The organism is Aquipseudomonas alcaligenes NBRC 14159, assembly GCF_000467105.1.
In the GTDB taxonomy this organism is placed as follows: Bacteria; Pseudomonadota; Gammaproteobacteria; order Pseudomonadales; family Pseudomonadaceae; genus Aquipseudomonas; species Aquipseudomonas alcaligenes.
Map to the genome: position 1 here is coordinate 103982 of NZ_BATI01000027.1, position 25794 is coordinate 129775.

Below are 25794 nucleotides of genomic sequence, written 5' to 3' on the forward strand. Positions count from 1 at the left end.
AAAAGATAAAACAAGGGATTACGCTATGGTTCGGGTTCGCAAACTGGTGCTGGCAATTGCGGCTGCTTCCGCGCTGACCTCCGGTACGGCACATGCACTAGGACTGGGAGAGATCGACCTGCAGTCCTCGCTGAGCCAACCGCTGGTAGCGGAAATCGAGTTGCTCGAGGTGCGTGACCTGGCTCAGGGCGAGGTAATCCCCAGCCTGGCGTCACCCGAGGAGTTCAACAAGGCCGGCGTCGATCGTCAGTACTTCCTGACTGACCTCAAGTTCACGCCGGTCATCAAGCCCAACGGCAAGAGCGTGATTCGCATCACCTCCACCAAGCCGGTGCGCGAGCCCTACGTCAACTTCCTGGTCGAAGTGCTGTGGCCCAATGGCCGCCTGCTGCGTGAATACACCCTGCTGCTCGATCCGCCGATGTACGCGCCGACCCCGGTGGTCAGCAGCGCTCCGCGCCTGCCCGTAGCCACCGCTCCGGCGCCGCGTCCGCAGACCGTTGCGCCGACTCCGCGCCCGGTCACGCCGTCGGCCAGTGCGCCGATGCGCCCGGCTGCTCCAGCTGCGCCGGCTCCCGCTGCGGCAAGCAAGATCGAAGGGGATCAGTACAAGACCACCTCCAGCGACACGCTGTGGGAAATCGCCCAGAGCAGCCGCCAGAGCGGCACCGTGCACCAGGCGATGCTGGCGATTCTCGACCTCAACCCGAATGCCTTCGTCGGCGGCAACATCAACCGCCTGAAGAGCGGCCAGGTGCTGCGTCTGCCCACCGATGCGCAGATCAAGAGCCGTAGCCAGGCTGAAGCGCTGGCTCAGGTTTCTGAGCAGAACAATGCCTGGCGCGAAGGGCGCAGCGTAGCGGCCAGCACCTCGCGTCAGCTGGATGCCACCAAGCGCGACAGCGCGGGCGCCGCCCCTGCCAAGGCCGAGAGCAAAGACAGTCTGAAACTGGTATCTGCCGACTCCGGCAAGTCCACTGCGGGCAGCGAGAAGGGCAAGGGCGACAGCAAGGCGCTCAACGACCAGCTGGCTGTGACCAAGGAGAGCCTGGACTCGACTCGTCGTGAAAACGAGGAGCTGAAAGGGCGCATGAGCGACCTGCAGAGCCAGGTGGACAAGCTGCAGCGTCTGATCGAGCTCAAGGATAATCAGCTGGCCAAGCTGCAGAGCGATCTTGCTCAGCAGGGCAAGGCCGCCGCTCCGGCTCAGCCGGCCACTCCGGCTGCCGAAGTCAAGCCGGCAGCCCCGGTCACCGAGGCCAAGCCTGCCGAGGTCAAGCCGGCGGAAGTGAAGCCAGTCGAGAAACCGGCGGCTACTGACTTCAATTACGAAGAGCCGGCAGTGAAAAGCGAGCCGGTCAAGCCTGCCGAGAAACCGGTAGCTCCGGCTGCGGAAAAACCGGTCCAGCCGGCCAAGCCTGTACAACCGGCCAAACCGGTTGCCCCGGTGGTCAAGGAGCCCGAGCCGCAGAGCATGCTCGATGAGCTGCTGGCCAACCCCATGCTGCTTGGCGCCGTGGGTGGTGGTGCTCTGCTGGCCCTGCTCATTGGCCTGATGGTGCTGTCGCGTCGTAACGCCATGAAGGAAGCCGAGCTGCAGGGCAGCCTGGCTCCCGAATCGACCAGCGATTCCTTTGCCAGCGAGATGGATCTGCCGGATGACAGCTTTGCCGGTCTGGACGATGCCTCCGACGACACCCAGGTACGTGACAAGGCTGAAGAGCGCGTTGCTCCACAGACCGCCGATGCGCTGGGCGAGGCCGACATCTACATCGCCTACGGCAAGTTCACTCAGGCCGCCGAGTTGCTGCAGAACGCGCTCAATGACGAGCCGCAACGTGGCGACCTGCGCCTCAAGCTGATGGAAGTCTACGCCGAGCTTGGTGATCGCGATGGCTTTGCCCGTCAGGAGCAGGAGCTGCGCGAGATCGGCGGCTCCGCCGGTGCCGTCGACCAGCTGAAGGCCAAGTACCCGGCCATGGTTGCCGCTGCCTTTGCTGGTGGGGCCGCCGTTGCTGCCGCCGACAACGATCTGGACAGCTTCAGCCTGGATGACCTGACCCTCGACGAGCCAGTTGCCAAGCCTGCCGCCGCGCCGGTCGATCTGGATGACTCCTTCGACCTGAGCCTGGATGATCTGGATGTAGGGCTCGACGAGCCGGCAGCTCCCGCTGCTGTCGCAGAAACGACCCTGGATGATCTGGGCCTGGACTTCGATACGCCTGCCGCTCCGGCCAGCGCTGCTGCGGCTGACATGGAGTTCGATCTGGATCTGGGTGGCGATAGGGCAGGCGACAGCCTGTCGCTCGGCGACGATCTGGCCGATTTCAGCCTGGAGCTGGAGACCGAGAGCAAGCCGGCTGCTGCCGCTGTCGAAGACGACTTCATGCTCAGTCTGGATGATGAGCCCGTCGCTCCGGCTGCCTCGGGCAGCGATCTCGAGCTGGACATGCCGGCCGATTTCGATCTGTCGTTGGCCGACGAGACTCCCGCCACCCCGGCTGAGGACAGCTTCGCTGCACAGCTGGACGAGGTATCCGCCGAACTGAACGAACTGAGCAGCGGTCTGGCTGACGAACTGCCGGTTGCGCAGCCCGAAGCCGCCCCTTCCGCAGCAGGTCTGGACATGGACGACGACTTCGACTTCCTCTCGGGTACCGACGAGACCGCTACCAAGCTGGACCTGGCTCGTGCCTACATCGACATGGGTGATAGCGAAGGTGCCCGCGACATCCTCGACGAAGTGATCGCCGAGGGTAGCGAAGGCCAGCAGCAGGAAGCGCGCGAGCTGATCTCCAAGCTGAGCTGATCCATGTCTGAAGCACCATCACCAGGGGCGGCCGAAATGGCCGCCCCTGGCGTTTCCAGAATTGCCCTGGGTATCGAGTACAAGGGCGCACGTTATCGGGGGTGGCAGCGCCAGGAGAGCGGTGTGCCCTCGGTGCAGGCGGCGCTGGAAAAGGCGTTGTCGCAGGTCGCGGCCGAGCCGGTCAGCCTGATGTGCGCCGGGCGCACCGATGCCGGCGTACATGCCAGCGGCCAGGTGGTGCACTTCGACACCCGCGTCGAGCGCCCGCTCAAGGCCTGGATAATGGGCGGCAATGCCAACCTGCCGCCTGATATCAGCGTGACCTGGGCCAAGGTGATGCCGGCGGAGTTCCATGCGCGCTTCAAGGCTTTCGCTCGACGCTACCGCTATGTGATCTACAACGATCCGATCCGCCCGGCGCACCTGGCCGAGGAAGTCACCTGGAACCACCGTCCGCTGGATGTGGCGCGCATGCGCGAGGCGGCCGCTCACCTGGTCGGCACCCACGACTTCACCTCGTTCCGTGCGGTGCAGTGCCAGGCCAAGTCGCCGGTGAAAACGGTGCACCACCTGGAGGTGATCGAGCACGGCCGCTTCATCGTCATCGACGTGCGTGCCAATGCCTTCCTTCATCATATGGTGCGCAACTTCGCCGGGGTGCTGATGACCATCGGTGCTGGCGAGCGCGAGCCAGGCTGGGTGGCCGAGGTGCTGGCCGCACGTGACCGGCGTGCCGGCGGCGTCACTGCCCATCCCTACGGCCTGTATCTGGTTCAGGTGGAGTACCCGCAGGAGTTCGAGCTGCCGCAGCGTTACTTGGGGCCGCATTTTCTCTCCGCGCTGCCGCAAAGCTTCGGCTGAAACTGCTTCGTGGCTTTGTTAACATCGGATTTTGTTTTCCAGAAGGTGCCTGCACGTTGACTGCCGTTCGCGTCAAAATCTGCGGAATCACCCGGCTCGAGGATGCCTTGGCCGCCGCTGCGGCGGGTGCTGATGCCATCGGTTTGGTGTTTTATGCCAAGAGTCCGAGGGCGGTGGATATCGAGCAGGCGCGCGCGATCCTCGCCGCGCTGCCGCCCTTCGTGACCTCCGTTGGCCTGTTCGTCGACGCCGAGCGCAGTGAGCTGGAACGCATCCTCGCCAGCGTGCCGCTGGATCTGCTGCAGTTCCACGGCGATGAGTCGGTACAGCAGTGCGAGGCGTTCGGGCGCCCCTACATCAAGGCGCTGCGGGTCAAGGCCGGTGACGATATCGCCGCTCAGGTGGCGCGTTATCCCAGTGCCCAGGGCATTCTGCTGGACGCCTATGTCGAGGGCGTTCCCGGGGGAACCGGCGAGGCGTTCGACTGGTCTCTGATTCCGCAGGCGCTGAGCAAGCCGCTGATCCTGGCCGGCGGCCTGCGTCCGGACAATGTGGCCGAAGCCGTCAGCCGAGTGCGCCCGTACGCGGTGGATGTCAGCGGCGGGGTGGAGGCGAGCAAGGGCGTCAAGGATGTGGAGAAGGTCGGCGCGTTCATTCGCGCGGCACGTGGCAACTGATGTGACGACGGCCGGATGCCTGCCGTCCATAAGCCATTGTGCCCCTGCCCGAGGGTGGTGACAGCCACCGAGGGCCTGAATCAGATTCGCCCGGGTCGCCGCAAGGCCCGCCGCAACAGCTACGGAGAGTAAGCATGAGCAACTGGCTGAGAGAAAAACTGATCCCCTCGATCATGCGTTCCGAGGTCAAGAAGAGCTCGGTCCCCGAAGGGCTCTGGCACAAGTGCCCGTCCTGCGATGCCGTGCTCTATCGCCCTGAACTGGAAAAGACCCTCGACGTCTGCCCCAAGTGCAACCACCACATGCGCATCGATGCGCGCGCGCGTCTCGATCTGTTCCTCGATCAGGATGGCCGCGACGAGCTGGGTGCTGAGCTGGAGCCGGTGGACCGCCTGAAGTTCCGTGACAGCAAGAAGTACAAGGATCGTCTGGCGGCCGCGCAGAAGGAGACCGGCGAGAAGGATGCGCTGATTGCCCTGAGCGGCAAGCTGCAGGGCATGCCCATCGTGGCCTGCGCCTTCGAGTTCAGCTTCATGGGCGGTTCCATGGGCGCCATCGTCGGCGAGCGTTTCGTGCGTGCCGCCAACGTCGCCTTGGAAAAGCGCTGCCCGCTGGTGTGTTTCGCCGCTTCCGGCGGTGCGCGCATGCAGGAGGCGCTGATCTCGCTGATGCAGATGGCCAAGACCAGTGCAGTGCTGGCGCGCCTGCGCGAAGAAGGTATTCCTTTCATCTCCGTGCTGACCGACCCGGTCTACGGTGGTGTATCCGCCAGCCTGGCGATGCTCGGTGACGTGATCGTTGCCGAGCCGCGTGCGCTGATCGGTTTTGCCGGGCCGCGAGTGATCGAGCAGACCGTGCGCGAGAAGCTGCCGGAAGGTTTCCAGCGCAGCGAGTTCCTGCTGGAGCATGGCGCCATCGACATGATCATCCACCGCAATGAACTGCGGCCGCGCCTGGCTCGTCTGCTGGCGCAGCTGCAGCATCTGCCGACCCCTGCGGCCACTGCATGAGCCGATCCCTTGCCGACTGGCTGAGTTACCTGGAGCAACTGCACCCCAGTGCCATCGACATGGGACTGGAGCGTTCGCGCGAGGTGGCTCGTCGGCTTGGCCTGGGCAAGCCGGCGCCGCTGGTGATCACCGTCACCGGCACCAACGGCAAGGGTTCCACCTGCGCTTTCCTGGCCTCGTTGCTGCGTGAGCAGGGTCTCAGGGTCGGCGTCTACAGCTCGCCCCATCTGCTGCGCTACAACGAGCGCGTGCAGTTGCAGGGCCGCGATGCCTCCGATGACGAGCTGTGCACGGCCTTTGCCGCTGTCGAGGCGGGGCGTGAAGAAATATCCCTGACCTACTTCGAGATGGGCACTCTGGCGGCCTTCTGGCTGTTCGAGCGCGCCAGTCTGGATGCCGTGGTGCTCGAGGTCGGTCTCGGCGGGCGGCTGGATGCGGTCAACCTGGTCGATGCCGACCTGGCGCTGGTCACCAGCATCGGCCTGGATCATGCCGAGTGGCTGGGTGACTCCCGTGAGTCGGTGTCCTTCGAGAAAGCCGGCATTCTGCGCCAGGGCAAGCCGGCGCTGTGTGGCGACCTCGATCCGCCGCTGCCACTGCTGCAGAGGGTGGCTGAGCTGGATTGCCCGCTGTTTCTACGAGGCCGCGATTACGACCTGGCAGTGGGCGAGAGAAACTGGCACTGGCGCGGCCTGACTGCCGACGGGCGGGTGCTGGAGTTGCATGACCTGCCGTTGCTGGACCTGCCGATGGAGAATGCCGCACTGGCCCTGCAGGCCTATGCGGCGCTGGATATGGCCTGGCAGCCCGAGCGCCTGGCGCATGCGCTGCGCGCCACGCGGGTGAGCGGGCGCCTGGAGCGGCGTCAGCTGAACTGGCAAGGCAAGTCATTGCGCCTGCTGCTCGATGTCGGTCACAACCCGCATGCCGCCGAATATCTCGCGTCGCGCCTGGCGGCGCGCCCGCTCAAGGGGCGGCGCCTGGCGGTGTTCGGCCTGCTGGCGGACAAGGATCTGAGCGGCGTACTGGCGCCGCTGCAGGTCGATATCCAGGCCTGGGCCGTGACGCCACTGGACAGTCCGCGTAGCCGCTCTGCCGGTGAACTGGAGGCCGCATTGCGCAACCTGGGTACCGAGGTGTGCGCCTGCTCCAGCGTCGCCGAGGCATTGCTGGTACAGTGTGGCCGGGCGAGCGAGGATGACGAGATTCTCGTGTTCGGATCTTTCTATTGCGTGGCTGAAGCCCTGGAGTGGCTCAGCCAACAGGCGGAGGCAGGCGATGGCGGTGCTGGATAAGGGGCTCAAGCAGCGGATAGTCGGCGCGCTGGTGCTGGTAGCGCTGGCGGTGATCTTCCTGCCCATGCTGTTTTCCCGCGAGGATGAGCTGCGCCAGGTCAGCGTGGATGCCCCCGCCATGCCCGAGCGCCCGGTCATGCCGCAGATCGAACTTGAACCGGTGAGCGTACCCGAACCGGTGGCCGAAGATGAAGTGCCGCCCGTGGAGCCGGTACCGCAGACGCCCGCTGAAGCGCTGGCGGATGTCGCGCCGCCGGCTGCCGTGGCGCAACCTGCGCAGCCGCAGGCAGTGGTGCCGCAGAAAGTCGAAGAGAAGGCCGCCAGCGGCCTGGATGCCAACAATCTGCCTGTCAGCTGGTCGGTGCAGCTGGCCAGCCTGTCCAGCCGTGCCGGGGCCGAGAAGCTGCAGCAGACTCTGCGCAGCAAGGGCTACAACGCCTACATCCGTAGCTTCGACGGCATGAACCGGGTGTTCGTCGGGCCGGTGATCGAGCGCGCCGAGGCCGACCGTTTGCGCGACCAGCTCAATCGCCAGCAGAAGCTCAACGGTTTTGTTGTCCGTTTCCAGCCGGAAAACGGCTGATCTCCGGATGGCGCCCCGGCTTACCCGGCCGGGCGCGCTCTGTTAGAATTCGCCGCCTTTCCCGTCTGTAGGCAGCAACGTGGCATTCACTTGGGTCGATTGGGCGATCATCGCCATCATCGCCATCTCCAGTCTGATCAGCCTGCGCCGTGGCTTCTTCAAGGAGGCCCTGTCGCTGCTGACCTGGATCATCGCCGGCGTGGTCGCCTGGATGTTCGGCGGTGCCCTGTCGCAGCACCTGACGGATTTCATCGAGACGCCGTCGATGCGCGTCATCGCCGCGTGCGCCATTCTCTTCGTAGTGACCCTGCTGGTCGGGGCGCTGATCAACTTCCTCATCGGTGAGCTGATCCGGGTAACCGGCCTGTCGGGCACCGATCGTTTTCTCGGCATGGTCTTCGGCGCGGCGCGCGGGGCCCTGCTGGTGGTGGTACTGGTGGGGCTGGTGAGCCTGGCACCGGTGCAACAGGATCAGTGGTGGCAGCAGTCGACCCTGCTGCCGCATTTTCTGATGGTGGCGGACTGGTCGAAGAACCTGATTCTCAACCTGACCAGTCAGTGGCTTGCCAGCGGCATCACTGATACGCCTGAACTACCGTTCAAGGACGTGCTCTCGCAGCCTGTGCTGCCCGAGCGCCCATAGGTTTCCCGATTCACAACACAGAGGTTGCGTCACATGTGCGGCATCGTCGGTATCGTCGGTAAGTCCAACGTCAATCAGTCCCTGTATGACGCCCTTACCGTGCTCCAGCATCGCGGCCAGGACGCTGCCGGCATCGTCACCAGCCACGACGGGCGTCTGTTCCTGCGCAAGGACAACGGCCTGGTGCGCGATGTGTTCCAGCAACGCCACATGCAGCGCCTGGTGGGCCACGTCGGCATCGGCCACGTGCGCTATCCCACCGCCGGCAGCTCCAGCTCCGCCGAGGCGCAGCCGTTCTACGTCAACTCGCCGTACGGCATCACCCTGGCGCACAACGGCAACCTGACCAACGTCGAGCAGCTGTCGCGCGAGATCTACGAGTCCGACCTGCGCCACGTCAACACCAACTCCGACTCGGAAGTGCTGCTCAACGTGTTCGCCCATGAGCTGGCGGTGCGCGGCAAGCTGCAGCCGACCGAGGAAGACGTGTTTGCCGCCGTCGCCGGCGTACACGCCCGCTGCCGTGGTGGCTATGCCGTGGTGGCGATGATCACCGGCTACGGCGTGGTCGGCTTCCGCGACCCGCACGCGATCCGCCCGATCGTCTTCGGCCAGCGTCACACCGACGAGGGTGTGGAGTACATGATTGCCTCCGAGAGCGTCGCGCTCGACGTGCTCGGTTTCAGCCTGATCCGCGACCTGGCGCCGGGCGAAGCGGTGTACATCACCGAGGATGGCAAGCTGCATACCCGCCAGTGCGCCTCCAACCCGCAGTACTCGCCGTGCATCTTCGAGCACGTCTATCTGGCTCGCCCGGATTCGCTGATGGACGGCGTGTCGGTGTACAAGGCGCGCCTGCGCATGGGCGAGAAGCTGGCCGAGAAGATCCAGCGCGAGCGCCCGGATCACGACATCGACGTGGTCATTCCGATCCCGGATACCAGCCGCACCTCCGCCCTCGAGCTGGCCAACCAGCTGGGCGTGAAGTTCCGCGAAGGCTTCGTCAAGAACCGCTACATCGGCCGTACCTTCATCATGCCGGGGCAGGCCGCGCGCAAGAAATCGGTACGCCAGAAGCTCAACGCCATCGACCTGGAGTTCCGCGGCAAGAACGTGATGCTGGTGGACGACTCCATCGTGCGCGGCACCACCTGCAAGCAGATCATCCAGATGGCCCGCGAAGCCGGCGCCAAGAACGTCTACTTCTGCTCCGCGGCCCCGGCCGTGCGTTATCCGAACGTGTATGGCATCGACATGCCGAGCGCCCACGAGCTGATCGCCCATGGCCGCACCACCGAAGAAGTGGCCGAGCTGATCGGTGCAGACTGGCTGGTGTACCAGGATCTGGACGACCTCAAGGAAGCGGTCGGCGGCGGCAAGGTCAAGATCGAGCACTTCGACTGCGCGGTGTTCGACGGCCAGTACGTCACCGGTGACGTCAACGAGGCCTACCTGAACAGGATCGAGCAGGCGCGCAACGACGCCGCCAAGGTCAAGGTGCACACCGCCAGCGCCATCATCGACCTGCACAACGACTGAGGGCTGCACAATGAGTCTGGAGTGGGAAGCGGGGCGGCTGGACAGCGACCTCGAAGGTGTCGGCTTCGACACCCTGGCGGTGCGTGCCGGCCAGCATCGCACGCCGGAGGGTGAGCATGGCGAGGCCATGTTCCTCACCTCCAGCTATGTGTTCCGCAGCGCCGCCGACGCCGCCGCGCGCTTTGCCGGCGAGCAGCCGGGCAACGTCTACTCGCGCTACACCAACCCGACCGTGCGCGCCTTCGAGGAGCGCATTGCCGCTCTGGAAGGCGCCGAGCAGGCGGTGGCCACCGCGTCCGGCATGGCCGCGATCCTGGCCATCGTGATGAGCCAGTGCAGCGCCGGCGACCATGTGCTGGTGTCGCGCAGCGTGTTCGGCTCGACCATCAGCCTGTTCGAGAAGTACCTCAAGCGTTTCGGCATCGAGGTGGATTACCCGCCGCTGGCCGATCTGGCAGCCTGGGAGGCGGCGTTCAAGCCCAACACCAAGTTGCTGTTCGTCGAGTCGCCATCCAACCCGCTGGCCGAGCTGGTGGATATCGCCGCTCTGGCCGAGATCGCCCATGCCCACAAGGCGCTGCTGGTGGTCGACAACTGCTTCTGCACGCCGGCGCTGCAGCAGCCGCTGAAGCTCGGTGCGGACATCATCATGCACTCGGCGACCAAGTACATCGATGGCCAGGGCCGCGGCCTCGGCGGTGTGGTTGCCGGGCGCAAGGCCGAGATGGAGGCGGTGGTGGGCTTCCTGCGGACCGCCGGGCCGACCCTCAGCCCATTCAATGCCTGGATGTTCCTCAAGGGGCTGGAGACCCTGCGTGTGCGCATGCAGGCCCACAGCGCCAGTGCGCTGGCACTGGCACAGTGGCTGGAGACTCAGCCAGGCATCGACAAGGTCTACTACGCCGGGCTGCCCAGCCACCCGCAGCACGAGCTGGCCAAGCGGCAGCAGAGTGCCTTCGGTGCGGTGGTGAGCTTCGAGGTCAAGGGCGGTAAAGAGGCGGCGTGGCGCTTCATCGATGCGACGAAAGTCATTTCGATCACCACCAACCTGGGTGACACCAAGACCACCATCGCCCATCCGGCGACCACCTCCCACGGTCGTCTGTCGCCGCAGGAGCGGGCCAACGCCGGCATCCGCGACAACCTGATCCGCGTCGCCGTGGGTCTGGAGGATGTCGCGGACCTCAAGGCCGATCTGGCGCGCGGCCTGGCCGCGCTGTAAAACGAAAACGCCGCTCATCGAGCGGCGTTTTTCATTGCCCCCGATTTCACTCCTCGGCCTTGCGCAGGTCGATGGCGGCTGCCCCGGGCTTGTCGAACAGGCGCACGGCATCGCCCGGCAGAGTGCTGTTGCCGTCCTCGTCGGCGCCCAGCACGCTGATGTCGTTGAACTTCTTGCCCGACAGGGTGGCCATGCCGGCGCGGTCGCGGACCACGGTCGGGCGCAGGAAGACCATCAGGTTGCGCTTGATATGGGTGTCCTTGGTCGAGCGGAACAGGCGGCCGATCAGCGGGATGTCGCCTAGCAGCGGCACCTTGGAGTCGGTGCTGGTGACGTCGTCCTGGATCAGGCCGCCGAGCACGATGACCTGGCCGTCGTCGGCGAGAATCACGCTCTTGATCGAGCGCTTGTTGGTCACCAGGTCCACCGCCTGGGCGTTGACGCCGGCGCTGGGGGCGATCGAGGAAATCTCCTGTTCCACCTCCAGGCGCAGGGTGGCGCCGTCGTTGATGTGCGGGGTGACTTTGAGGGTCACGCCGATGTCTTCGCGCTCGATGGTGGTGAAGGGGTTGTTCGCGCCCGAGGCATCGGTGGTGTAGGAACCGGTCTGGAACGGCACGTTCTGGCCCACCAGGATCTCCGCCTGCTGGTTGTCCAGGGTCAGCAGGCTGGGCGTCGACAGCAGGTTGCTCTTGCTGTTGGAGGAGAGGGCGGTGATCAGCGCGCCAAAGCTGTCGGTACCGATGCCGATGATGGCGCCATCGGGCAGGGTCAGGTTGTCGGGAATCTTGTCTTCCTGGATGGCGCGCAGCACGGTGCCCACCGACAGGCCGGTATTGCCGAAGTTGACCCCGCCCAGGCCGCCGCTGTCGCCGCGGGCGTCCACCGCCCACTGCACGCCGAGGGCGTCGCTGATATCGCCGGAGATCTCGACGATGGCGGCCTCGACCATTACCTGGGCGCGCGGTACGTCGAGGTTGCGTACGATTTCCTCCAGGGTTGCCACGGTATCCGGCTCGGCCAGCAGGACCAGGGCGTTGAGGCTCTCGTCGGCGCGGATCAGGATGTTCTGCGGCTTGCTGTTGGCGGCCTCGCCACCTTCCGGTGTCTTCAGCCCTTCGGCTACGTCGCCGAGGGTCTCGGCCAGGCTCTTGGCGTCACTGTGGCGCAGGCGGATCACCCGGGCGTTGGCCGAGCGGGTGCTGGGAATGTCGAGCGAGTGTGCCAGGTTGGCCAGGCGCTGGCGCGCGGCTGGCGGGCCGAGGATGATCAGGCGATTGGTGCGCGCGTCGGCGATCACCCGGGTGCCGGCACCATCCTTGCGCTCGTTGCGCATAACCGCACTGTTCAGGGCCTCGGCGGCGTCCAGTACCCAGGCGTGCTGCAGGTTGATCACGTTGTAGTCGCCGCCGCCCTGGGCATCGAGATCGTTGATCAGTTGGCGGATGCGTTCGATGTTGGCGCGGCGGTCGCTGATGATCAGCGCGTTTGAGGCGGCCACCGCGGCCAGATGGCCATTCTGCGGCACCAGCGGACGGATCAGCGGGATCAGTTCGTTGACCGAGGTGTGCTGCACCTGGATCAGTTCGGTCTGCACGTCATCCGGCGCGCTGTTGCTGCTGTTGGCGGCGCTGCGGGCCTCGGTCACCGGCACGATGCGCGCCTGGTCGCCCTGGGCCAGCACGCTGAAGCCATGGGTGCTCATGACCGAGAGGAACAGCTGGTAGACCTCTTCCAGGCCCAGCGGATGCTTGGAGATCACCGTCACTTGGCCCTTGACGCGCGGGTCGACCACGAAGGTCTCGCCGGATATTTCCGCCACCTGGTCGATGAAGTCGCGAATGTCGGCGTCCTTCATGTTGATGGTCCAGGTCTCGGCGCCCTGAGTGACCGCCGCCGCAGGTTGGGCGGCGAACGCCACGGGCAAGGGGGCACCGAGGCAGCCTGCGGCCAGCAGCAGGACGAGAGGCAGGCGTTTGGGCGAGAGGAATGTGCGATCAGTCATGGGCTATTCGGCTTCCGGCGCGTCCGGCTGCGGCATGTCGCCTTCGCCTTCCATGCGTTGTTGAAGGGTCTGTATGCGCTCCTGCAGGGCCTGTACGTCCTCGTCCTGCAGTTGTTCCAGTTGCAGGGCGGTGGGTTCCTGCGGGTTGTAGGTCGAGGACATCAGCGAGGGCTGGCGGATGGCGGGGAAGTGCAGGCTCTCTTCGCGGCCGCCGCGATCCAGTACCACGTGGTCCTTGTGCACCGCATGCAGGCGGGTGCTGGAATTGATTTCGTCACCCACGCCGACGCGCTTGGGCTTGTCGCCGGCGATCTGGATGATGGCCGTCGAGCGCTGTGCGTCCGGGTTGACGAAGCTAGCCAGCAGGGTCATCTGCTGCTTGGTCGGAGGGGCGTTCTGTGCGCTGCCCGGAGGCAGTGCCGGGGTGCCGAACAGGTACTGCAGGCGCGTCAGCGAGGGTGCCTGGCGCTGCTCCAGGGCGGCCGCAGGCTCGGTCGTGGTGGCGCTGCTGCGCAGCAGACGCAGGAGGTCGACGCTCTGGCGGGTCAGACTGAGGGTGATCAGCAGCACCACCAACAGGCAGAGTGCTGTCACGCCGTGGCGCTGCAGCCAGGCGGGCAGGCGGGTGCTGGTTGCGCTCAATGCATCTATCCCCCGGTGTCCTTCTTATGTGCGTGTGAGCTCTGCTGGCTCGCATCGGTCAGGCCCGCACTCAGCGGGCGCCGCCAACCATACCGCAATTGCTCGCTGCATGGCGCGCCCATGTGATGATCTGCGTGCTGGTCCACCCTTGCCCGCTGTCCGAAGCGTGAAACATTTCGAAACTTCCCCTCGGCGAGCCGTTATCATCGGTCGCCAGATACCTGCCGTTCAACAATAAAAATAAGCCTGACAGGATCATGCAATGGACGATCGCAAACCGCCTCTGGCGCCGCCCGGCTTTGCCCGCGAAGAGCTGCTCGAGCTGCTCCGGCACTGCGAGCAGTTTCCCCTGACCGTGCTGCTGGCACCGGCCGGCTCCGGCAAGTCGACCCTGCTGGCGCACTGGCAGGCATCGCGCGCGCCCGGCAGTGTGGTGCATTACCCACTGCAGGCACGTGACAACGAGCCGGTGCGCTTCTTTCGTCACCTCGCCGAAGCCATTCGCGCCCAGGTCGAGGATTTCGACGTGTCCTGGTTCAACCCCTTCGCCGCCGAGATGTACCAGGCGCCTGGGGTGGTGGGCGAGTACCTGGCCGACGCGCTGAACCGTATCGATACGCGCCTCTATGTGGTGCTGGACGATTTCCAGTTTATCAACCAGCCGACCATTCTCGACGCGCTGCTGGCCATGCTGGAGCGGCTGGAAGGCCCCGTACGGGTGATTCTCTCCGGGCGCAACCACCCGGGCTTCTCGCTCAGTCGTCTGAAGCTGGAAAACAAGCTGCTGTACATCGACCAGCACGACCTGCGCCTGTCGCCGACCCAGATCCAGCAGCTCAATGCCCACCTGGGTGGCCCCGAACTCAGCGCCGACTATGTCGACGGGCTGATGGCGATGACCGAGGGCTGGATGGCGGGGGTCAAGGTGGCGCTGTTGGCCTATGCGCGTTTCGGCACCGTGGCGCTGGAACGCTTCAATGGCAGCCAGCCGGAGATCGTCGATTACTTCGGTCATGTGGTACTCAAGCGCCTGTCGCCGCATATGCATGACTTCCTGCTCAGCTGCGCACTGTTTGAGCGGTTCGACGGCGAGCTCTGCGACCACGTGCTGGAGCGCAGCGGCTCGGCACTGCTGCTGGAGGACCTGGCCGCCCGCGAGCTGTTCATGTTGCCGGTGGCCGAACAGCCCGGCTGCTACCGCTACCACGCCTTGCTGCATGATTTCCTGGTCAAGCGTCTGTCCCTGCACAAGCCGCTGGAGGTGCCGCGGCTGCATGGACGCGCCGCGCTGGTGTTCCGCCAGCGTGGCGAGCTGGAGCCGGCCCTGCAGCATGCCCAGCGCTGCGGCGAGCCGGCGCTGTTCCAGGCGCTGCTGGAGGAGGCCTGCGACCTCTGGGTGCGCACGGGGCATTTCGCCGAGGTGCTGAAGTGGCTGGAGCCGCTCAGCGAGGTGCAGCTGCGCGAGAGTCCGCGTCTGCTGGTGCCGATGATTCTGGCCCTGACCCTGTCCCGGCGCTTCCATCAGGCGCGTTACTGCCTGGACGAGCTGGCGACGTACAGTGCCGGTCGGGAGGGGCTGGAGGAGCCGCGGCGGCAGGTGCTGGCGCTCAACCTGGAGCTGTTCCAGCACGACCTGGCGTTCGACCCGGAGGGGCGCTGGCCAGGGCTGCTGGAGGCGGGCGTGAGTTCCGATACGCGCGCCCTGCACCTGACGATCCTTGCCTATCACCACCTGATGCACGGCCGCCTGGAACGCTCCATCGGCCTGGCGCTGGAGGCCAAGGCGCTTCTGGCGCAGACCGGCCAGCTGTTTCTGGAGAGCTACGCCGACCTGATCATCGCCCTGTGCCATCGCAACGCCGGGCGCCCGACCTGCGCGCGCAAGGATGTCTGTCAGGACTACCAGCGCACCCAGCGCTCGTCGCCGGCCTGGGTCAATCGCGCCACGGCCATGGTGGTGGCGCTGTACGAACAGAACCAGCTGGCCGCGGCCCAGCAGCTGTGCGAGGACCTGATGGCCATGGTCACCTCGTCTTCTGCCACCGAGACCATCGCCACGGTGCACATCACCCTGTCGCGCCTGCTCTACCGGCGCCAGTCGCCGGGCCGGGCCGGTCGTCTGCTGGAGCAGCTGTCGCGCATCCTGCAGCTTGGCAACTACGCACGCTTCGCCAGCCAGGTGGCGCAGGAAAGCATGCGTCAGGCCTTTCTCGACGGCCGCCCGGCGGCGCTGGATGCCCTGGCCCAGCGTCTGGGTATCGAGGAGCGGCTGGCCACCGGCGAGTGGGAGAGGGTGCAGCCCTACGACGAGTGCTGGGAGCGCTACGGGCTGGCAGCGGTCTACTGGCTGGTCGCACGCGGCGCGCAGCCGCGTGCCTGTCGCATCCTCAAGGTACTGGCGCAGTCGCTGCACAAGAGCGAAATGAAGGCGCGGGCGCTGGTGGTGGAGGCCAATCTGCTGGTGCTGGAGGCGCCGCAGCTGAGCGAGGAGCAGCAGGTCAAGGCGCTGCTGCAACTGGTCGAGCGCTTCGGCATCGTCAACATCAACCGCTCGGTGTTCGATGAGGCGCCCGGCTTCGCCGAGGCCGTGTTCGGCCTGCTGCGCGCCGGCCGGCTGCAGGTGCCCGAGGCGTACAGCGAGGCCTATGCCGAGTTTCTCCTGGCCGAGAGCCGGCCGCAGGAGGCACCACTGGCCAGCCTGGTGAGCCAGCTGACCGAGAAGGAGGCGGAGATCTTCGCCTGCTTGCTACGCGGGCTGTCCAACACGGAGATCAGCGCCAGCACCGGCATTGCGCTGTCCACCACCAAATGGCACCTGAAGAACATCTACTCGAAGCTCAACCTTTCCGGCCGCACCGAGGCCATCCTCGCCATGCAGCAGCGCGGCAGCTGAATTCGACCATCCCCCTCCCGCAGGAGGGTGGATGGGGGGCGAGCAATCCCTAATCTCCCGCCAGCCGGAAAACCGGCGCCCCACTTATTAGTACAAGAAGAATCGGGAGATTACGCCATGTCTGTTTGGGTCACGTGGCCGAGCTTGGTCAAGTTCGGCACTCTGGGCATCTACGCCGGCCTGATCACACTCGCGCTCGAGCGCGACGTGCTGTTCAAGGAGAACCTGTTCGACGTCGACAACCTGCCTACCGCCAACGCCACCATCACCTGTGATGCGCGCAGCCAGGTCGCGCGTACCGAGGACGGTACCTGCAACATCCTTTCCAACCCGGCCGAGGGCTCCGTTTACCGCCGTTTCGGGCGCAACGTGAACCCCGCCGTGACCCATGGCGAGACCGAAGCCGATACCCTGCTCAGCCCCAACCCGCGGGAAGTGAGTAACGTGCTGATGGCCCGTGGCGAGTTCAAGCCGGCGCCCAGCCTCAACTTCATCGCCGCCTCCTGGATCCAGTTCATGGTGCATGACTGGGTCGAGCACGGCCCCAACGCCGAAGCCAATCCGATCCAGGTACCGCTGCCGGCTGGCGACGTGCTCGGCTCCGGCAACCTCTCCGTGCGCCGTACCCAGGCCGACCCGACCCGTACCGCAGCCGAAGCCGGCAAGCCGGCCACTTACCGCAACCACAACACTCACTGGTGGGACGGTTCGCAGCTGTACGGCAGCAACAAGGACACCAACGACAAGGTCCGTGCCTTCGTCGATGGCAAGCTGAAGATCAATCCGGACGGCACCCTGCCGACCGATTTCATCAGTGGCAAGCCGATCACCGGCTTCAACGAGAACTGGTGGGTCGGCCTGAGCATGCTGCACCAGCTGTTCACCAAGGAGCACAACGCCATCGCGGCGATGCTCAAGCAGAAGTATCCGGACAAGGACGACCAGTGGCTGTACGACCACGCACGCCTGGTCAACGCCGCGCTGATGGCCAAGATCCACACCGTGGAATGGACCCCGGCGGTGATCGCCAACCCGGTCACCGAGCGTGCCATGTACGCCAACTGGTGGGGCCTGCTGGGCTCCGGCCCGAACCGCGACAAGTACCAGGAAGAGGCGCGCATGCTGCAGGAGGACCTGGCCAGCTCCAACTCCTTCGTCCTGCGCATCCTCGGCATCGACGGCAGCCAGGCCGGCAGCTCGGCCATCGACCATGCCCTGGCCGGTATCGTCGGTTCGACCAACCCGAACAACTACGGCGTGCCTTACACCCTCACCGAGGAGTTCGTTGCGGTCTACCGCATGCACCCGCTGATGCGCGACAAGGTCGATGTCTACGACATCGGCTCCAACATCATCTCGCGCAGTGTGCCGCTGCAGAACACCCGTGACCGCGATGCCGAGAGCCTGCTCAACGGCGAACACCCGGAGCGCCTGTGGTACTCCTTCGGCATCACCAACCCGGGCTCGCTGACCCTCAACAACTACCCGAACTTCCTGCGCAACCTGTCGATTCCGCTGGTCGGTAACATCGACCTGGCGACCATCGACGTGCTGCGTGACCGCGAGCGCGGTGTACCGCGCTACAACGAGTTCCGCCGCGAGATCGGCCTCAATCCGATCACCAAGTTCGAGGACCTGACCACCGATCCGGCCACCCTGGCCAACCTCAAGCGCATCTACGGCAACGACATCGAGAAGATCGACACCCTGGTCGGCATGCTGGCCGAGACCGTGCGTCCGGATGGCTTCGCCTTCGGCGAGACGGCCTTCCAGATCTTCATCATGAACGCCTCGCGCCGCCTGATGACCGACCGCTTCTACACCAAGGACTACCGCCCGGAGATCTACACCGCCGAGGGTCTGGCCTGGGTTGAGAACACCACCATGGTCGACGTGCTCAAGCGCCACAATCCGGATCTGGTCGACAGCCTGGTCGGCGTCGAGAACGCCTTCAAGCCCTGGGGGCTGAACATCCCGGCCGACTACCAGACCTGGCCGGCCAAGGCCAAGCAGGACAACCTGTGGGTCAACGGCGCCCTGCGTAGCCAGTATGCCGATGGTCAGCTGCCGCAGCTGGCTGATACCAACACCTCGGCCCTGCTGGCCAACACCCTGTGGAAGAAGGTGCGTGAGGACGTTGACGTAGTGCCGGCCGATTACGCCAAGGGCATGCACCAGCATGGCGTGATGGCCAAGGTCAAGTTCAAGCCCGTGGCTGGCAACCCCTACACCGGCCTGTTCCAGGGCGCGGACCATGGTTTGCTGCGCCTGTCGCTGGCCGCCGAGCCGGGCAAGAACGGCTTCCAGCCGGGACTGTCGTGGAAGGCCTTCGTCGATGGCAAGCCTTCGCGCAACGTCGCGGCCCTGCAAAGCTGGACTGGTCAGGGGCAGAACTACAACTTCTTCGCCAATGAGCTGTCGCAGATCGTTGATGCAGGGCTGGTCGACAGCCTGCAGGTGCTGTTCGCCGCGGTCTCGCTGAAACCGACCCAACTGCGGGTCGATCATCTGGCCAAGATCAAGCAGGACGGCCAGAGCGTCTCGTCGGTCAAGGCACCGACGCAGGTCTACTTCGTGCCACGGGCAGAAGTGCGCAGCCTGTTCTCCACCGCTGCTCACGACTTCCGTAATGACCTGGTGACGCTCAACGCCGGTACCACGCTGTATGACGTGTATGCCACCTCGATGGAGGTCAAGACCTCGATCATCCCGTCCACCAACCGCAGCTACGCCCAGCAACGGCGCAGCAGCGCGGTGAAGGTTGGCGAGCTGGAGCTGACCTCGCCGTTCATCGCCTCCGCGTTCGGTGACAGTGGTGTGTTCTTCAAGCACCAGCGCAGCGAAGACAAGTAACACCCTCTGCGCAATGAAAGAGCCCCGGCCATGGCCGGGGCTCTTTTTTGTGCGTGTGGCACGGCACCATCACAATAGGTCGCTAGGCTGTGCCGCGACATGCGAAATCTGCACTGCAGTTTTGCCTGGAAATCCGTTAACTTGGCGCCTTAGTCGTGCCACATAACAACAATAACAACAGCTAGATGGATCTTCTGTTTCAGGAACGGGCCCGCACATGTCCACCGATACCCATGCCGCGCTAGCGGCCCCGGCAGAGCCGCCGCTGCGCCCGCTGCCTTTCGCCTTCGCCAAACGCCATGGCGTGCTGCTGCGCGAGCCTTTCGGCCAGGCCCAGCTGCAGGTGCGGCGCGGCGCCAGCCTGACCGCCGTGCAGGAAGCCCAGCGTTTCGCCGGTCGCGTGCTGCCGTTGCACTGGCTGGAGCCGGAAGCCTTCGAGCAGGAGCTGACCCTGGCCTACCAGCGCGACTCCTCTGAAGTGCGGCAGATGGCCGAGGGGCTCGGTGCCGAACTCGACCTGGCCAGCCTGGCCGAACTCACCCCCGAATCCGGCGACCTGCTGGAGCAGGAAGATGACGCACCGATCATCCGCCTGATCAACGCCATCTTGAGCGAGGCGATCAAGGCCGGCGCTTCCGACATCCACCTGGAAACCTTCGAGAAACGCCTGGTGGTGCGCTTCCGGGTCGACGGCATCCTGCGTGAAGTGATCGAGCCGCGCCGTGAACTGGCCGCGCTGCTGGTCTCACGGGTCAAGGTCATGGCGCGCCTGGACATCGCCGAGAAGCGCGTGCCGCAGGACGGCCGCATCTCGCTCAAGGTCGGCGGCCGCGAGGTGGATATCCGCGTCTCGACCCTGCCATCGGCCAACGGCGAGCGGGTGGTGCTGCGTCTGCTGGATAAACAGGCCGGGCGCCTGTCGCTGCAGCACCTGGGCATGAGCGAGCGCGACCGCCGCCTGCTCGACGACAACCTGCGCAAGCCGCACGGCATCATCCTGGTTACCGGTCCCACCGGCTCGGGCAAGACCACCACCCTGTACGCCGGCCTGGTCACCTTGAATGACCGCTCGCGCAACATCCTCACGGTGGAAGACCCGATCGAGTATTACCTCGAAGGCATCGGCCAGACCCAGGTCAACCCGCGGGTGGACATGACCTTCGCCCGCGGCCTGCGTGCCATCCTGCGCCAGGACCCGGACGTGGTGATGGTCGGTGAGATCCGCGACCAGGAAACCGCCGACATCGCCGTGCAGGCCTCGCTCACCGGCCACCTGGTGCTCTCCACCCTGCACACCAACAGCGCGGTGGGCGCCGTCACCCGCCTGGTCGATATGGGCGTCGAGCCCTTCCTGCTGTCCTCCTCGCTGCTCGGCGTACTGGCCCAGCGCCTGGTGCGTGTGCTCTGCGTGCATTGCCGCGAAGCGCGCCCGGCCGATGAGGCGGAGTGCGCACTGCTCGGCCTCGACGCCTCGAGTCAGCCACAGATCTATCACGCCAAGGGCTGCCCGGAGTGCCACCAGCAGGGCTACCGCGGCCGCACCGGCATCTACGAGCTGGTGATCTTCGACGACCAGATGCGCACCCTGGTGCACAACGGCGCCGGCGAGCAGGAGCTGCTGCGCCACGCCCGCAGCCTCGGCCCGAGCATCCGCGACGACGGCCGGCGCAAGGTGCTGGAAGGGGTGACCACCCTGGAAGAAGTGCTGCGCGTGACGCGGGAGGACTGATGCAAGCAGTCATGCTCCCTCTCCCCTCGGGGGAGAGGGCCGGGGAGAGGGGATAGATGGCCGCCTTCGAATACATCGCCCTGGACGCCCGGGGCCGCCAGCAGAAAGGCGTGCTGGAGGGCGACAGCGCCCGGCAGGTGCGCCAGCTGCTGCGCGACAAACAGTTGTCGCCGCTGCAGGTCGAGCCGGTACAGCGCAAGGAGGAGGGCGCGGCGGGCGGCTTCACCCTGCGCCGCGGCCTGTCGGCCCGTGATTTGGCCCTGGTCACTCGCCAGCTGGCGACCCTGATCAGCGCCGCCCTGCCCATCGAAGAGGCCCTGCGCGCCGCCGCCGCCCAGTCGCGCCAGCCGCGCCTGCAGTCGATGCTGCTGGCGGTGCGCGCCAAGGTGCTGGAAGGCCACAGCCTGGCCAAGGCCCTGGCCACTTATCCGGCGGCCTTCCCCGAGCTGTACCGCGCCACGGTGGCGGCCGGCGAGCACGCCGGCCACCTCGGTCCGGTGCTGGAGCAACTGGCCGACTACACCGAGCAGCGCCAGCAGTCGCGGCAGAAGATCCAGATGGCACTGCTCTACCCGGTGATCCTGATGCTCGCCTCGCTGGGCATCGTCGGCTTCCTGCTCGGCTACGTGGTGCCGGACGTGGTGCGGGTGTTCGTCGACTCCGGGCAGACCTTGCCGGCGTTGACCCGCGGGCTGATTTTCCTCAGCGAGCTGGTCAAGACCTGGGGCGCGCTGGCTATCGTGCTGGCGGTGCTCGGCGTGATCGGCTTTCGCCGCGCCCTGCGCAACGAAGACCTGCGCCGGCGCTGGCACGCCTTCCTGCTACGCGTGCCGCTGGTCGGTGGCCTGATCGCCGCCACCGAGACGGCGCGTTTCGCCTCGACTCTGGCCATCCTGGTGCGCAGCGGCGTGCCGCTGGTGGAGGCGCTGGCCATCGGCGCCGAGGTGGTGTCCAACCTGATCATCCGCAGCGACGTGGCCAACGCCACCCAGCGCGTGCGCGAGGGCGGCAGCCTGTCGCGCGCGCTGGAGGCCAGCCGGCAGTTCCCGCCGATGATGCTGCACATGATCGCCAGCGGCGAGCGCTCCGGCGAGCTGGACCAGATGTTGTCGCGCACGGCGCGCAACCAGGAAAACGACCTGGCGGCCACCATCGGCCTGCTGGTGGGGCTGTTCGAGCCGTTCATGCTGGTATTCATGGGCGCGGTGGTGCTGGTGATCGTGCTGGCCATCCTGCTGCCGATTCTTTCTCTGAACCAACTGGTGGGTTGATAGCGATGTACAAACAGAAAGGCTTCACGCTGATCGAGATCATGGTGGTGGTGGTCATCCTCGGCATTCTCGCCGCCCTGGTGGTGCCGCAGGTGATGGGCCGCCCGGACCAGGCCAAGGTCACCGCGGCGCAGAACGACATCCGCGCCATCGGCGCCGCGCTGGACATGTACAAGCTGGACAACCAGAACTACCCGAGCACCCAGCAGGGCCTTGAGGCCCTGGTGAAGAAACCCACCGGCAATCCGGCGGCGAAGAACTGGAACGCCGAGGGTTACCTGAAGAAGCTGCCGATCGATCCCTGGGGCAATCAGTACCTGTACCTGTCGCCGGGCACCCGCGGCAAGATCGATCTCTACAGCCTCGGCGCCGATGGCCAGGAAGGCGGCGACGGCACCAACGCCGATATCGGTAACTGGGATCTCTGATCAGCCTTGTTCGGATGCAGCGAGCTAGAGAAAAACAAGGCCTCGGCGGCCCCGCGATAGCGGCTGAGGAAGCGGAGTTTACAGATGGTAAATGAGCATGACTCGCTCCGCTCGCCCCTCTGGGGCCGCCCTGGAGGGCGTTGGCCGCAAGCGGCCTCCGAAGTCGCTCTCAACGCCGTTTTTCCGACGCGCAGCAAATCCGCGCGCGGGTTTACCCTGATCGAGCTGCTGGTGGTGCTGGTCCTGCTCGGCGTGCTGACCAGCCTGGCCGTGATCGGCAGCGGCCTGGCCAGCAGCCCTGCGCGCAAGCTGGCTGACGAGGCCGATCGGCTCAACAGCCTGCTGCGGGTGCTGCTCGACGAGGCGGTGCTGGACAACCGCGAGTATGGCGTGCGTTTCGAAGCCCACAGTTATCAGGTGCTGCGCTTTGATCCCCTGAAGTCGCGCTGGCAGCCGCTGGACGACAAGGTCCACGCGCTGCCGGACTGGGTGCAGCTGAGCATCGAAGTGGAAGACCAGGGCGTCAGTCTGCCCACCGCCAAGGGCGACAAGGACAAGTCCGCGCCCAAGCCGCCGCAGCTGCTGATCCTTTCCAGTGGCGAGCTGACCCCCTTCACCCTGCGCCTGGCCGGTGGCCGTGAGCGCGGTGCACCGGTGCTGTTGCTGGTCAGCGACGGCTTTGCCGAACCCGCGCTGCAGCAGGAAAAGTCCCGATGAGGCGCGGTCGCGGCTTCACTCTGCTGGAAGTGCTGGTGGCACTGGCGATCTTCGCCGTGGTCGCCGCCAGCGTGCTCAGCGCCAGCGCCCGTTCGCTGCAGACCGCCGCGCGCCTGGAAGACAAGACTTTCGCTACCTGGCTGGCGGACAACCGCCTGCAGGAAATCCAGCTGGCCGATGCGCCGCCGGCCGAGGGCCGCGAGCAGGGCGAGGAAAGCTACGCCGGTCGGCGCTGGCAGTGGCAGACCGAGGTGCAGGCCACCAGCGAACCGGAGATGCTGCGCATCACAGTGCGCGTGGCGCCGCGGCCCGAGCGTGGCCTGCGCGGCAAGATCGAGGACAACGCACTGGTCACCCTGAGCGGCTTCGTCGGGGTGGAGCCATGAGACAGCGTGGTTTTACCCTGCTGGAGGTGCTGATCGCCATCGCCATCTTCGCCCTGCTGGCCATGGCCACTTACCGCATGCTCGACAGCGTGCTGCAGACCGATCGCGGCCAGCGCCAGCAGGAGCAGCGTCTGCGCGAGCTGACCCGGGCCATGGCGGCCTTCGAACGCGACCTCCTGCAGGTGCGCACGCGGCCGATACGCGACCCGCTCGGTGACCCGCTGGCCTCGCTGTACGGCGACAGCGGCAAGGACACCCGGCTGGAGTTCACCCGCAGCGGCTGGCGCAATCCGCTGGGCCAGCCGCGCGCCACCCTGCAGCGGGTGCGCTGGCAGCTCGAGGGCGAGCGCTGGCAGCGTGCCTACTGGCCGGTGCTGGACCAGGCCCAGGACAGCCAGCCGCGGGTGCAGCAGGCGCTGGATGGGGTCAAGCGCTACGAGCTGCGTTTCCTCGATCTCGAGGGGCGCTGGTTACAGAGCTGGCCGCCGGCCAATAGCCGCTCCGAGGAAGGGCTGACCCAGCTGCCCAAGGCGGTCGAGCTGATCATCGAGCATCGCTATTACGGCGAGCTGCGGCGCGTCTGGCGTCTGCCGGAGATGCCGCCGCAACAGGTTACGACGCCCGATGGTGGCGACGGTGGCGATGATGGCGAGCTGCTGCCGGACGAACCGGCGGCTATACCGGGCGAGGAGCCGGCAGCATGAGGCAGCAGCGCGGGGTGGCGCTGATCACCGTGCTGCTGGTGGTGGCACTGGTGACCGTGGTGTGCGCGGCCCTGCTGCTGCGCCAGCAGCTGGCTATCCGCAGCACCGGCAACCAGTTGCTGGTGCGCCAGGCCCAGTACTACGCCGAAGGTGGCGAGCTGGTGGCCAGGGCCCTGCTGCGCCGCGACCTGAGCGAGGGCCAGGTGGACCACCTGGCCGAGGCTTGGGCCAACCCCAGGCTGCGTTTCCCGCTGGACGAGGGCGGCGAGCTGCGCCTGCGCATCGAAGACCTGTCCGGGCGCTTCAACCTCAACAGCCTGTCGGTCAACGGCGAGGCCGGCGAGCTGGCCCTGCTGCGCCTGCGCCGCCTACTGCAGGACCTGCAACTGAGCCCGGCCTACGCTGATCGTTTGCGCGACTGGCTGGATCTCGACCAGGACCCCAGTGGCATGGCCGGTGCCGAGGACGATCAGTACCTGCTGCTCAAGCCGGCCTATCGTACGGGGCCGGGTGTCATCGCTGATGTGTCCGAGCTGCGCCTGCTGCTGGGCATGAGCGAGGTCGATTACCGGCGCCTGACGCCCTTCGTCAGTGCCCTGCCCAAGGATGTGGAACTCAACGTCAACACTGCCAGCGCCCAGGTGCTGGCGTGCCTGGGCGACGGCATTCCCGACTCGGCACTGAAGGCCGTCATCGAAGGGCGCGGGCGCACCGGCTATCGTGAGCCTTCCGCGGTTACCCAGCAGCTAAGTGCCTATGCGGTGAGCCCGCGGGGATTGGGCATCGCCAGCCAGTATTTTCGTGTCACCACCGAAGTGCTGCTGGGCGACCGGCGCCAGGTGCTGACCAGCTATCTGCAACGTGGCAATGATGGACGCGTCCGTCTGATGGGGCGCGATCTGGGGCAGGAGGGCCTGGCGCCCCCGCCCGTCGAGGAGTCCGAACAATGAGTCTGCCCACCCTGTTTCTTCCACCGCAGGCCTGTACCCAGGTCGCCGCCGAGCTGCCGGTCTGGCTGGTCGATGGCGACATCTGCAGCCAGCGCCCGTTCGCCGAGGCTCTGCCAGACGCGGCGCGGGCCTGGCGCCTGGTGCTGCCGGTGGAGGCGGTAACCGTCTGCCTGGTGCAGCTGCCGACCACCAAGGCGCGCTGGCTGCAGAAGGCTCTGCCGTTCGCCGTGGAGGAGCTGCTGGCCGAGGACGTCGAGCAGTTCCACCTGAGCGTCGGTGGCCAGTTGGCCGACGGCCGTCACCGTGTCTACGCGGTGCGCCGCGCCTGGCTGGCCGGTTGGCTGGCGCTGTGCGGCAGCCAACCGCCGCAGCGCATCGAGGTGGATGCCGACCTGCTGAGCGACGAGGGCAGCCAGCTGCTCTGCCTGGGCGAGCGCTGGCTGCTCGGCGGCAGCGGCGAGGCGCGCCTGGCCCTGCGTGGCGAGGACTGGCCGCAGCTGGCCGAGCTCTGCCCGTCGCCACGGGTGGCCCGGGTGGCGCTCGGCCAGGTGGCGCCGGCGCACGTTGACGAGGTGCA

20 protein-coding genes and 1 pseudogene are annotated in these 25794 nt (G+C 66.1%); 19 read left to right on the forward strand and 2 right to left on the reverse strand.

Annotation, left to right across the window (positions count from 1 at the left end; all coding sequences use genetic code 11):
- The first annotated feature begins 25 nt into the window (after positions 1 to 25).
- From PA6_RS14840 to PA6_RS14880, 9 genes are all read left to right on the forward strand, one after another.
- Entirely contained in the window at positions 26 to 2809 is a 2784-nt protein-coding gene (locus PA6_RS14840) for a FimV/HubP family polar landmark protein (RefSeq protein WP_021701751.1), read from the forward strand.
- Positions 2810 to 2812: 3 nt separating this feature from the next.
- Positions 2813 to 3670: a tRNA pseudouridine(38-40) synthase TruA gene (gene truA, locus PA6_RS14845; protein ID WP_043216742.1), complete on the forward strand. Its 858-nt coding sequence runs from the start codon at positions 2813 to 2815 to the stop codon at positions 3668 to 3670.
- A gap of 56 nt (positions 3671 to 3726) precedes the next feature.
- Positions 3727 to 4347 carry a phosphoribosylanthranilate isomerase gene (locus tag PA6_RS14850; protein ID WP_021701753.1) on the forward strand — a complete coding sequence of 207 codons (621 nt, stop codon included), beginning with the start codon at positions 3727 to 3729 and terminating at the stop codon, positions 4345 to 4347.
- Between the two features lie 134 nt (positions 4348 to 4481).
- A complete protein-coding gene (gene accD, locus PA6_RS14855) occupies positions 4482 to 5357 on the forward strand; it encodes an acetyl-CoA carboxylase, carboxyltransferase subunit beta (protein ID WP_021701754.1) in 876 nt (291 codons plus the stop codon).
- Complete coding sequence (folC, locus tag PA6_RS14860) at positions 5354 to 6652, forward strand: bifunctional tetrahydrofolate synthase/dihydrofolate synthase (protein WP_021701755.1); 1299 nt, start codon at positions 5354 to 5356, stop codon at positions 6650 to 6652. Before accD ends, folC begins: the two co-directional genes overlap by 4 nt.
- On the forward strand, positions 6636 to 7235 hold the full coding sequence (locus tag PA6_RS14865; protein ID WP_021701756.1) for an SPOR domain-containing protein: 600 nt from the start codon (positions 6636 to 6638) through the stop codon (positions 7233 to 7235). The genes folC and PA6_RS14865 overlap by 17 nt, the downstream gene beginning before the upstream one ends.
- Before the next feature lie 79 nt (positions 7236 to 7314).
- Entirely contained in the window at positions 7315 to 7878 is a 564-nt protein-coding gene (locus PA6_RS14870; RefSeq protein WP_021701757.1) for a CvpA family protein, read from the forward strand.
- A gap of 33 nt (positions 7879 to 7911) precedes the next feature.
- Positions 7912 to 9417 carry an amidophosphoribosyltransferase gene (gene purF, locus PA6_RS14875; protein ID WP_021701758.1) on the forward strand — a complete coding sequence of 502 codons (1506 nt, stop codon included), beginning with the start codon at positions 7912 to 7914 and terminating at the stop codon, positions 9415 to 9417.
- A gap of 10 nt (positions 9418 to 9427) precedes the next feature.
- Positions 9428 to 10639 (forward strand): O-succinylhomoserine sulfhydrylase, encoded by a 1212-nt coding sequence (locus PA6_RS14880; RefSeq protein WP_021701759.1) that lies wholly within the window; start codon positions 9428 to 9430, stop codon positions 10637 to 10639.
- A 46-nt stretch (positions 10640 to 10685) separates the two neighbouring features.
- On the opposite strand, the gene gspD is transcribed toward PA6_RS14880, so the two are convergent.
- Positions 10686 to 12644 carry a type II secretion system secretin GspD gene (gene gspD, locus PA6_RS14885; protein WP_021701760.1) on the reverse strand — a complete coding sequence of 653 codons (1959 nt, stop codon included), beginning with the start codon at positions 12642 to 12644 and terminating at the stop codon, positions 10686 to 10688.
- Between the two features lie 3 nt (positions 12645 to 12647).
- Positions 12648 to 13286, reverse strand: coding sequence for a type II secretion system protein N (locus tag PA6_RS14890; RefSeq protein ID WP_021701761.1), 639 nt, complete (start codon positions 13284 to 13286; stop codon positions 12648 to 12650).
- Positions 13287 to 13548: 262 nt separating this feature from the next.
- Between PA6_RS14890 and PA6_RS14895 the strand changes: the two genes are divergently transcribed.
- The 10 genes and pseudogenes from PA6_RS14895 to gspL form a co-directional block, all read left to right on the forward strand.
- Positions 13549 to 16179 (forward strand): LuxR C-terminal-related transcriptional regulator, encoded by a 2631-nt coding sequence (locus tag PA6_RS14895; RefSeq protein ID WP_021701762.1) that lies wholly within the window; start codon positions 13549 to 13551, stop codon positions 16177 to 16179.
- A gap of 117 nt (positions 16180 to 16296) precedes the next feature.
- Positions 16297 to 19032 carry a peroxidase family protein gene (locus PA6_RS14900; protein WP_021701763.1) on the forward strand — a complete coding sequence of 912 codons (2736 nt, stop codon included), beginning with the start codon at positions 16297 to 16299 and terminating at the stop codon, positions 19030 to 19032.
- Positions 19033 to 19249: 217 nt separating this feature from the next.
- On the forward strand, positions 19250 to 20761 hold the full coding sequence (gspE, locus tag PA6_RS14905; RefSeq protein WP_021701764.1) for a type II secretion system ATPase GspE: 1512 nt from the start codon (positions 19250 to 19252) through the stop codon (positions 20759 to 20761).
- Between the two features lie 56 nt (positions 20762 to 20817).
- Positions 20818 to 22032 carry a GspF family T2SS innner membrane protein variant XcpS gene (xcpS, locus tag PA6_RS14910; protein ID WP_021701765.1) on the forward strand — a complete coding sequence of 405 codons (1215 nt, stop codon included), beginning with the start codon at positions 20818 to 20820 and terminating at the stop codon, positions 22030 to 22032.
- A gap of 5 nt (positions 22033 to 22037) precedes the next feature.
- Complete coding sequence (gspG, locus tag PA6_RS14915) at positions 22038 to 22460, forward strand: type II secretion system major pseudopilin GspG (protein ID WP_021701766.1); 423 nt, start codon at positions 22038 to 22040, stop codon at positions 22458 to 22460.
- A 195-nt stretch (positions 22461 to 22655) separates the two neighbouring features.
- A pseudogene (gspH, locus tag PA6_RS14920) lies at positions 22656 to 23177 on the forward strand (type II secretion system minor pseudopilin GspH); the annotation flags it as partial.
- Positions 23174 to 23563 (forward strand): type II secretion system minor pseudopilin GspI, encoded by a 390-nt coding sequence (gene gspI / locus PA6_RS14925; protein ID WP_021701768.1) that lies wholly within the window; start codon positions 23174 to 23176, stop codon positions 23561 to 23563. The pseudogene gspH and the gene gspI, both read left to right, overlap by 4 nt.
- Positions 23560 to 24267 carry a type II secretion system minor pseudopilin GspJ gene (gspJ, locus tag PA6_RS14930; protein ID WP_021701769.1) on the forward strand — a complete coding sequence of 236 codons (708 nt, stop codon included), beginning with the start codon at positions 23560 to 23562 and terminating at the stop codon, positions 24265 to 24267. Before gspI ends, gspJ begins: the two co-directional genes overlap by 4 nt.
- Complete coding sequence (gene gspK, locus PA6_RS14935) at positions 24264 to 25217, forward strand: type II secretion system minor pseudopilin GspK (RefSeq protein WP_021701770.1); 954 nt, start codon at positions 24264 to 24266, stop codon at positions 25215 to 25217. The genes gspJ and gspK overlap by 4 nt, the downstream gene beginning before the upstream one ends.
- Positions 25214 to 25794: type II secretion system protein GspL (gspL, locus tag PA6_RS14940; RefSeq protein ID WP_021701771.1), on the forward strand; the 581-nt coding region annotated here is incomplete at its 3' end. The genes gspK and gspL, both read left to right, overlap by 4 nt.

Bases quoted from the DNA above. Each gene is read 5' to 3' on its own strand.
- PA6_RS14840 (WP_021701751.1), top strand. From the start codon at position 26: ATGGTTCGGGTTCGCAAACTGGTGCTGGCAATTGCGGCTGCTTCCGCG.
- truA (WP_043216742.1), top strand. From the start codon at position 2,813: ATGTCTGAAGCACCATCACCAGGGGCGGCCGAAATGGCCGCCCCTGGC.
- accD (WP_021701754.1), top strand. From the start codon at position 4,482: ATGAGCAACTGGCTGAGAGAAAAACTGATCCCCTCGATCATGCGTTCC.
- folC (WP_021701755.1), top strand. From the start codon at position 5,354: ATGAGCCGATCCCTTGCCGACTGGCTGAGTTACCTGGAGCAACTGCAC.
- PA6_RS14865 (WP_021701756.1), top strand. From the start codon at position 6,636: ATGGCGGTGCTGGATAAGGGGCTCAAGCAGCGGATAGTCGGCGCGCTG.
- purF (WP_021701758.1), top strand. From the start codon at position 7,912: ATGTGCGGCATCGTCGGTATCGTCGGTAAGTCCAACGTCAATCAGTCC.
- PA6_RS14880 (WP_021701759.1), top strand. From the start codon at position 9,428: ATGAGTCTGGAGTGGGAAGCGGGGCGGCTGGACAGCGACCTCGAAGGT.
- gspD (WP_021701760.1), bottom strand. From the start codon at position 12,644: ATGACTGATCGCACATTCCTCTCGCCCAAACGCCTGCCTCTCGTCCTG.
- PA6_RS14895 (WP_021701762.1), top strand. From the start codon at position 13,549: ATGGACGATCGCAAACCGCCTCTGGCGCCGCCCGGCTTTGCCCGCGAA.
- PA6_RS14900 (WP_021701763.1), top strand. From the start codon at position 16,297: ATGTCTGTTTGGGTCACGTGGCCGAGCTTGGTCAAGTTCGGCACTCTG.
- gspE (WP_021701764.1), top strand. From the start codon at position 19,250: ATGTCCACCGATACCCATGCCGCGCTAGCGGCCCCGGCAGAGCCGCCG.
- xcpS (WP_021701765.1), top strand. From the start codon at position 20,818: ATGGCCGCCTTCGAATACATCGCCCTGGACGCCCGGGGCCGCCAGCAG.
- gspG (WP_021701766.1), top strand. From the start codon at position 22,038: ATGTACAAACAGAAAGGCTTCACGCTGATCGAGATCATGGTGGTGGTG.
- gspI (WP_021701768.1), top strand. From the start codon at position 23,174: ATGAGGCGCGGTCGCGGCTTCACTCTGCTGGAAGTGCTGGTGGCACTG.
- gspJ (WP_021701769.1), top strand. From the start codon at position 23,560: ATGAGACAGCGTGGTTTTACCCTGCTGGAGGTGCTGATCGCCATCGCC.
- gspK (WP_021701770.1), top strand. From the start codon at position 24,264: ATGAGGCAGCAGCGCGGGGTGGCGCTGATCACCGTGCTGCTGGTGGTG.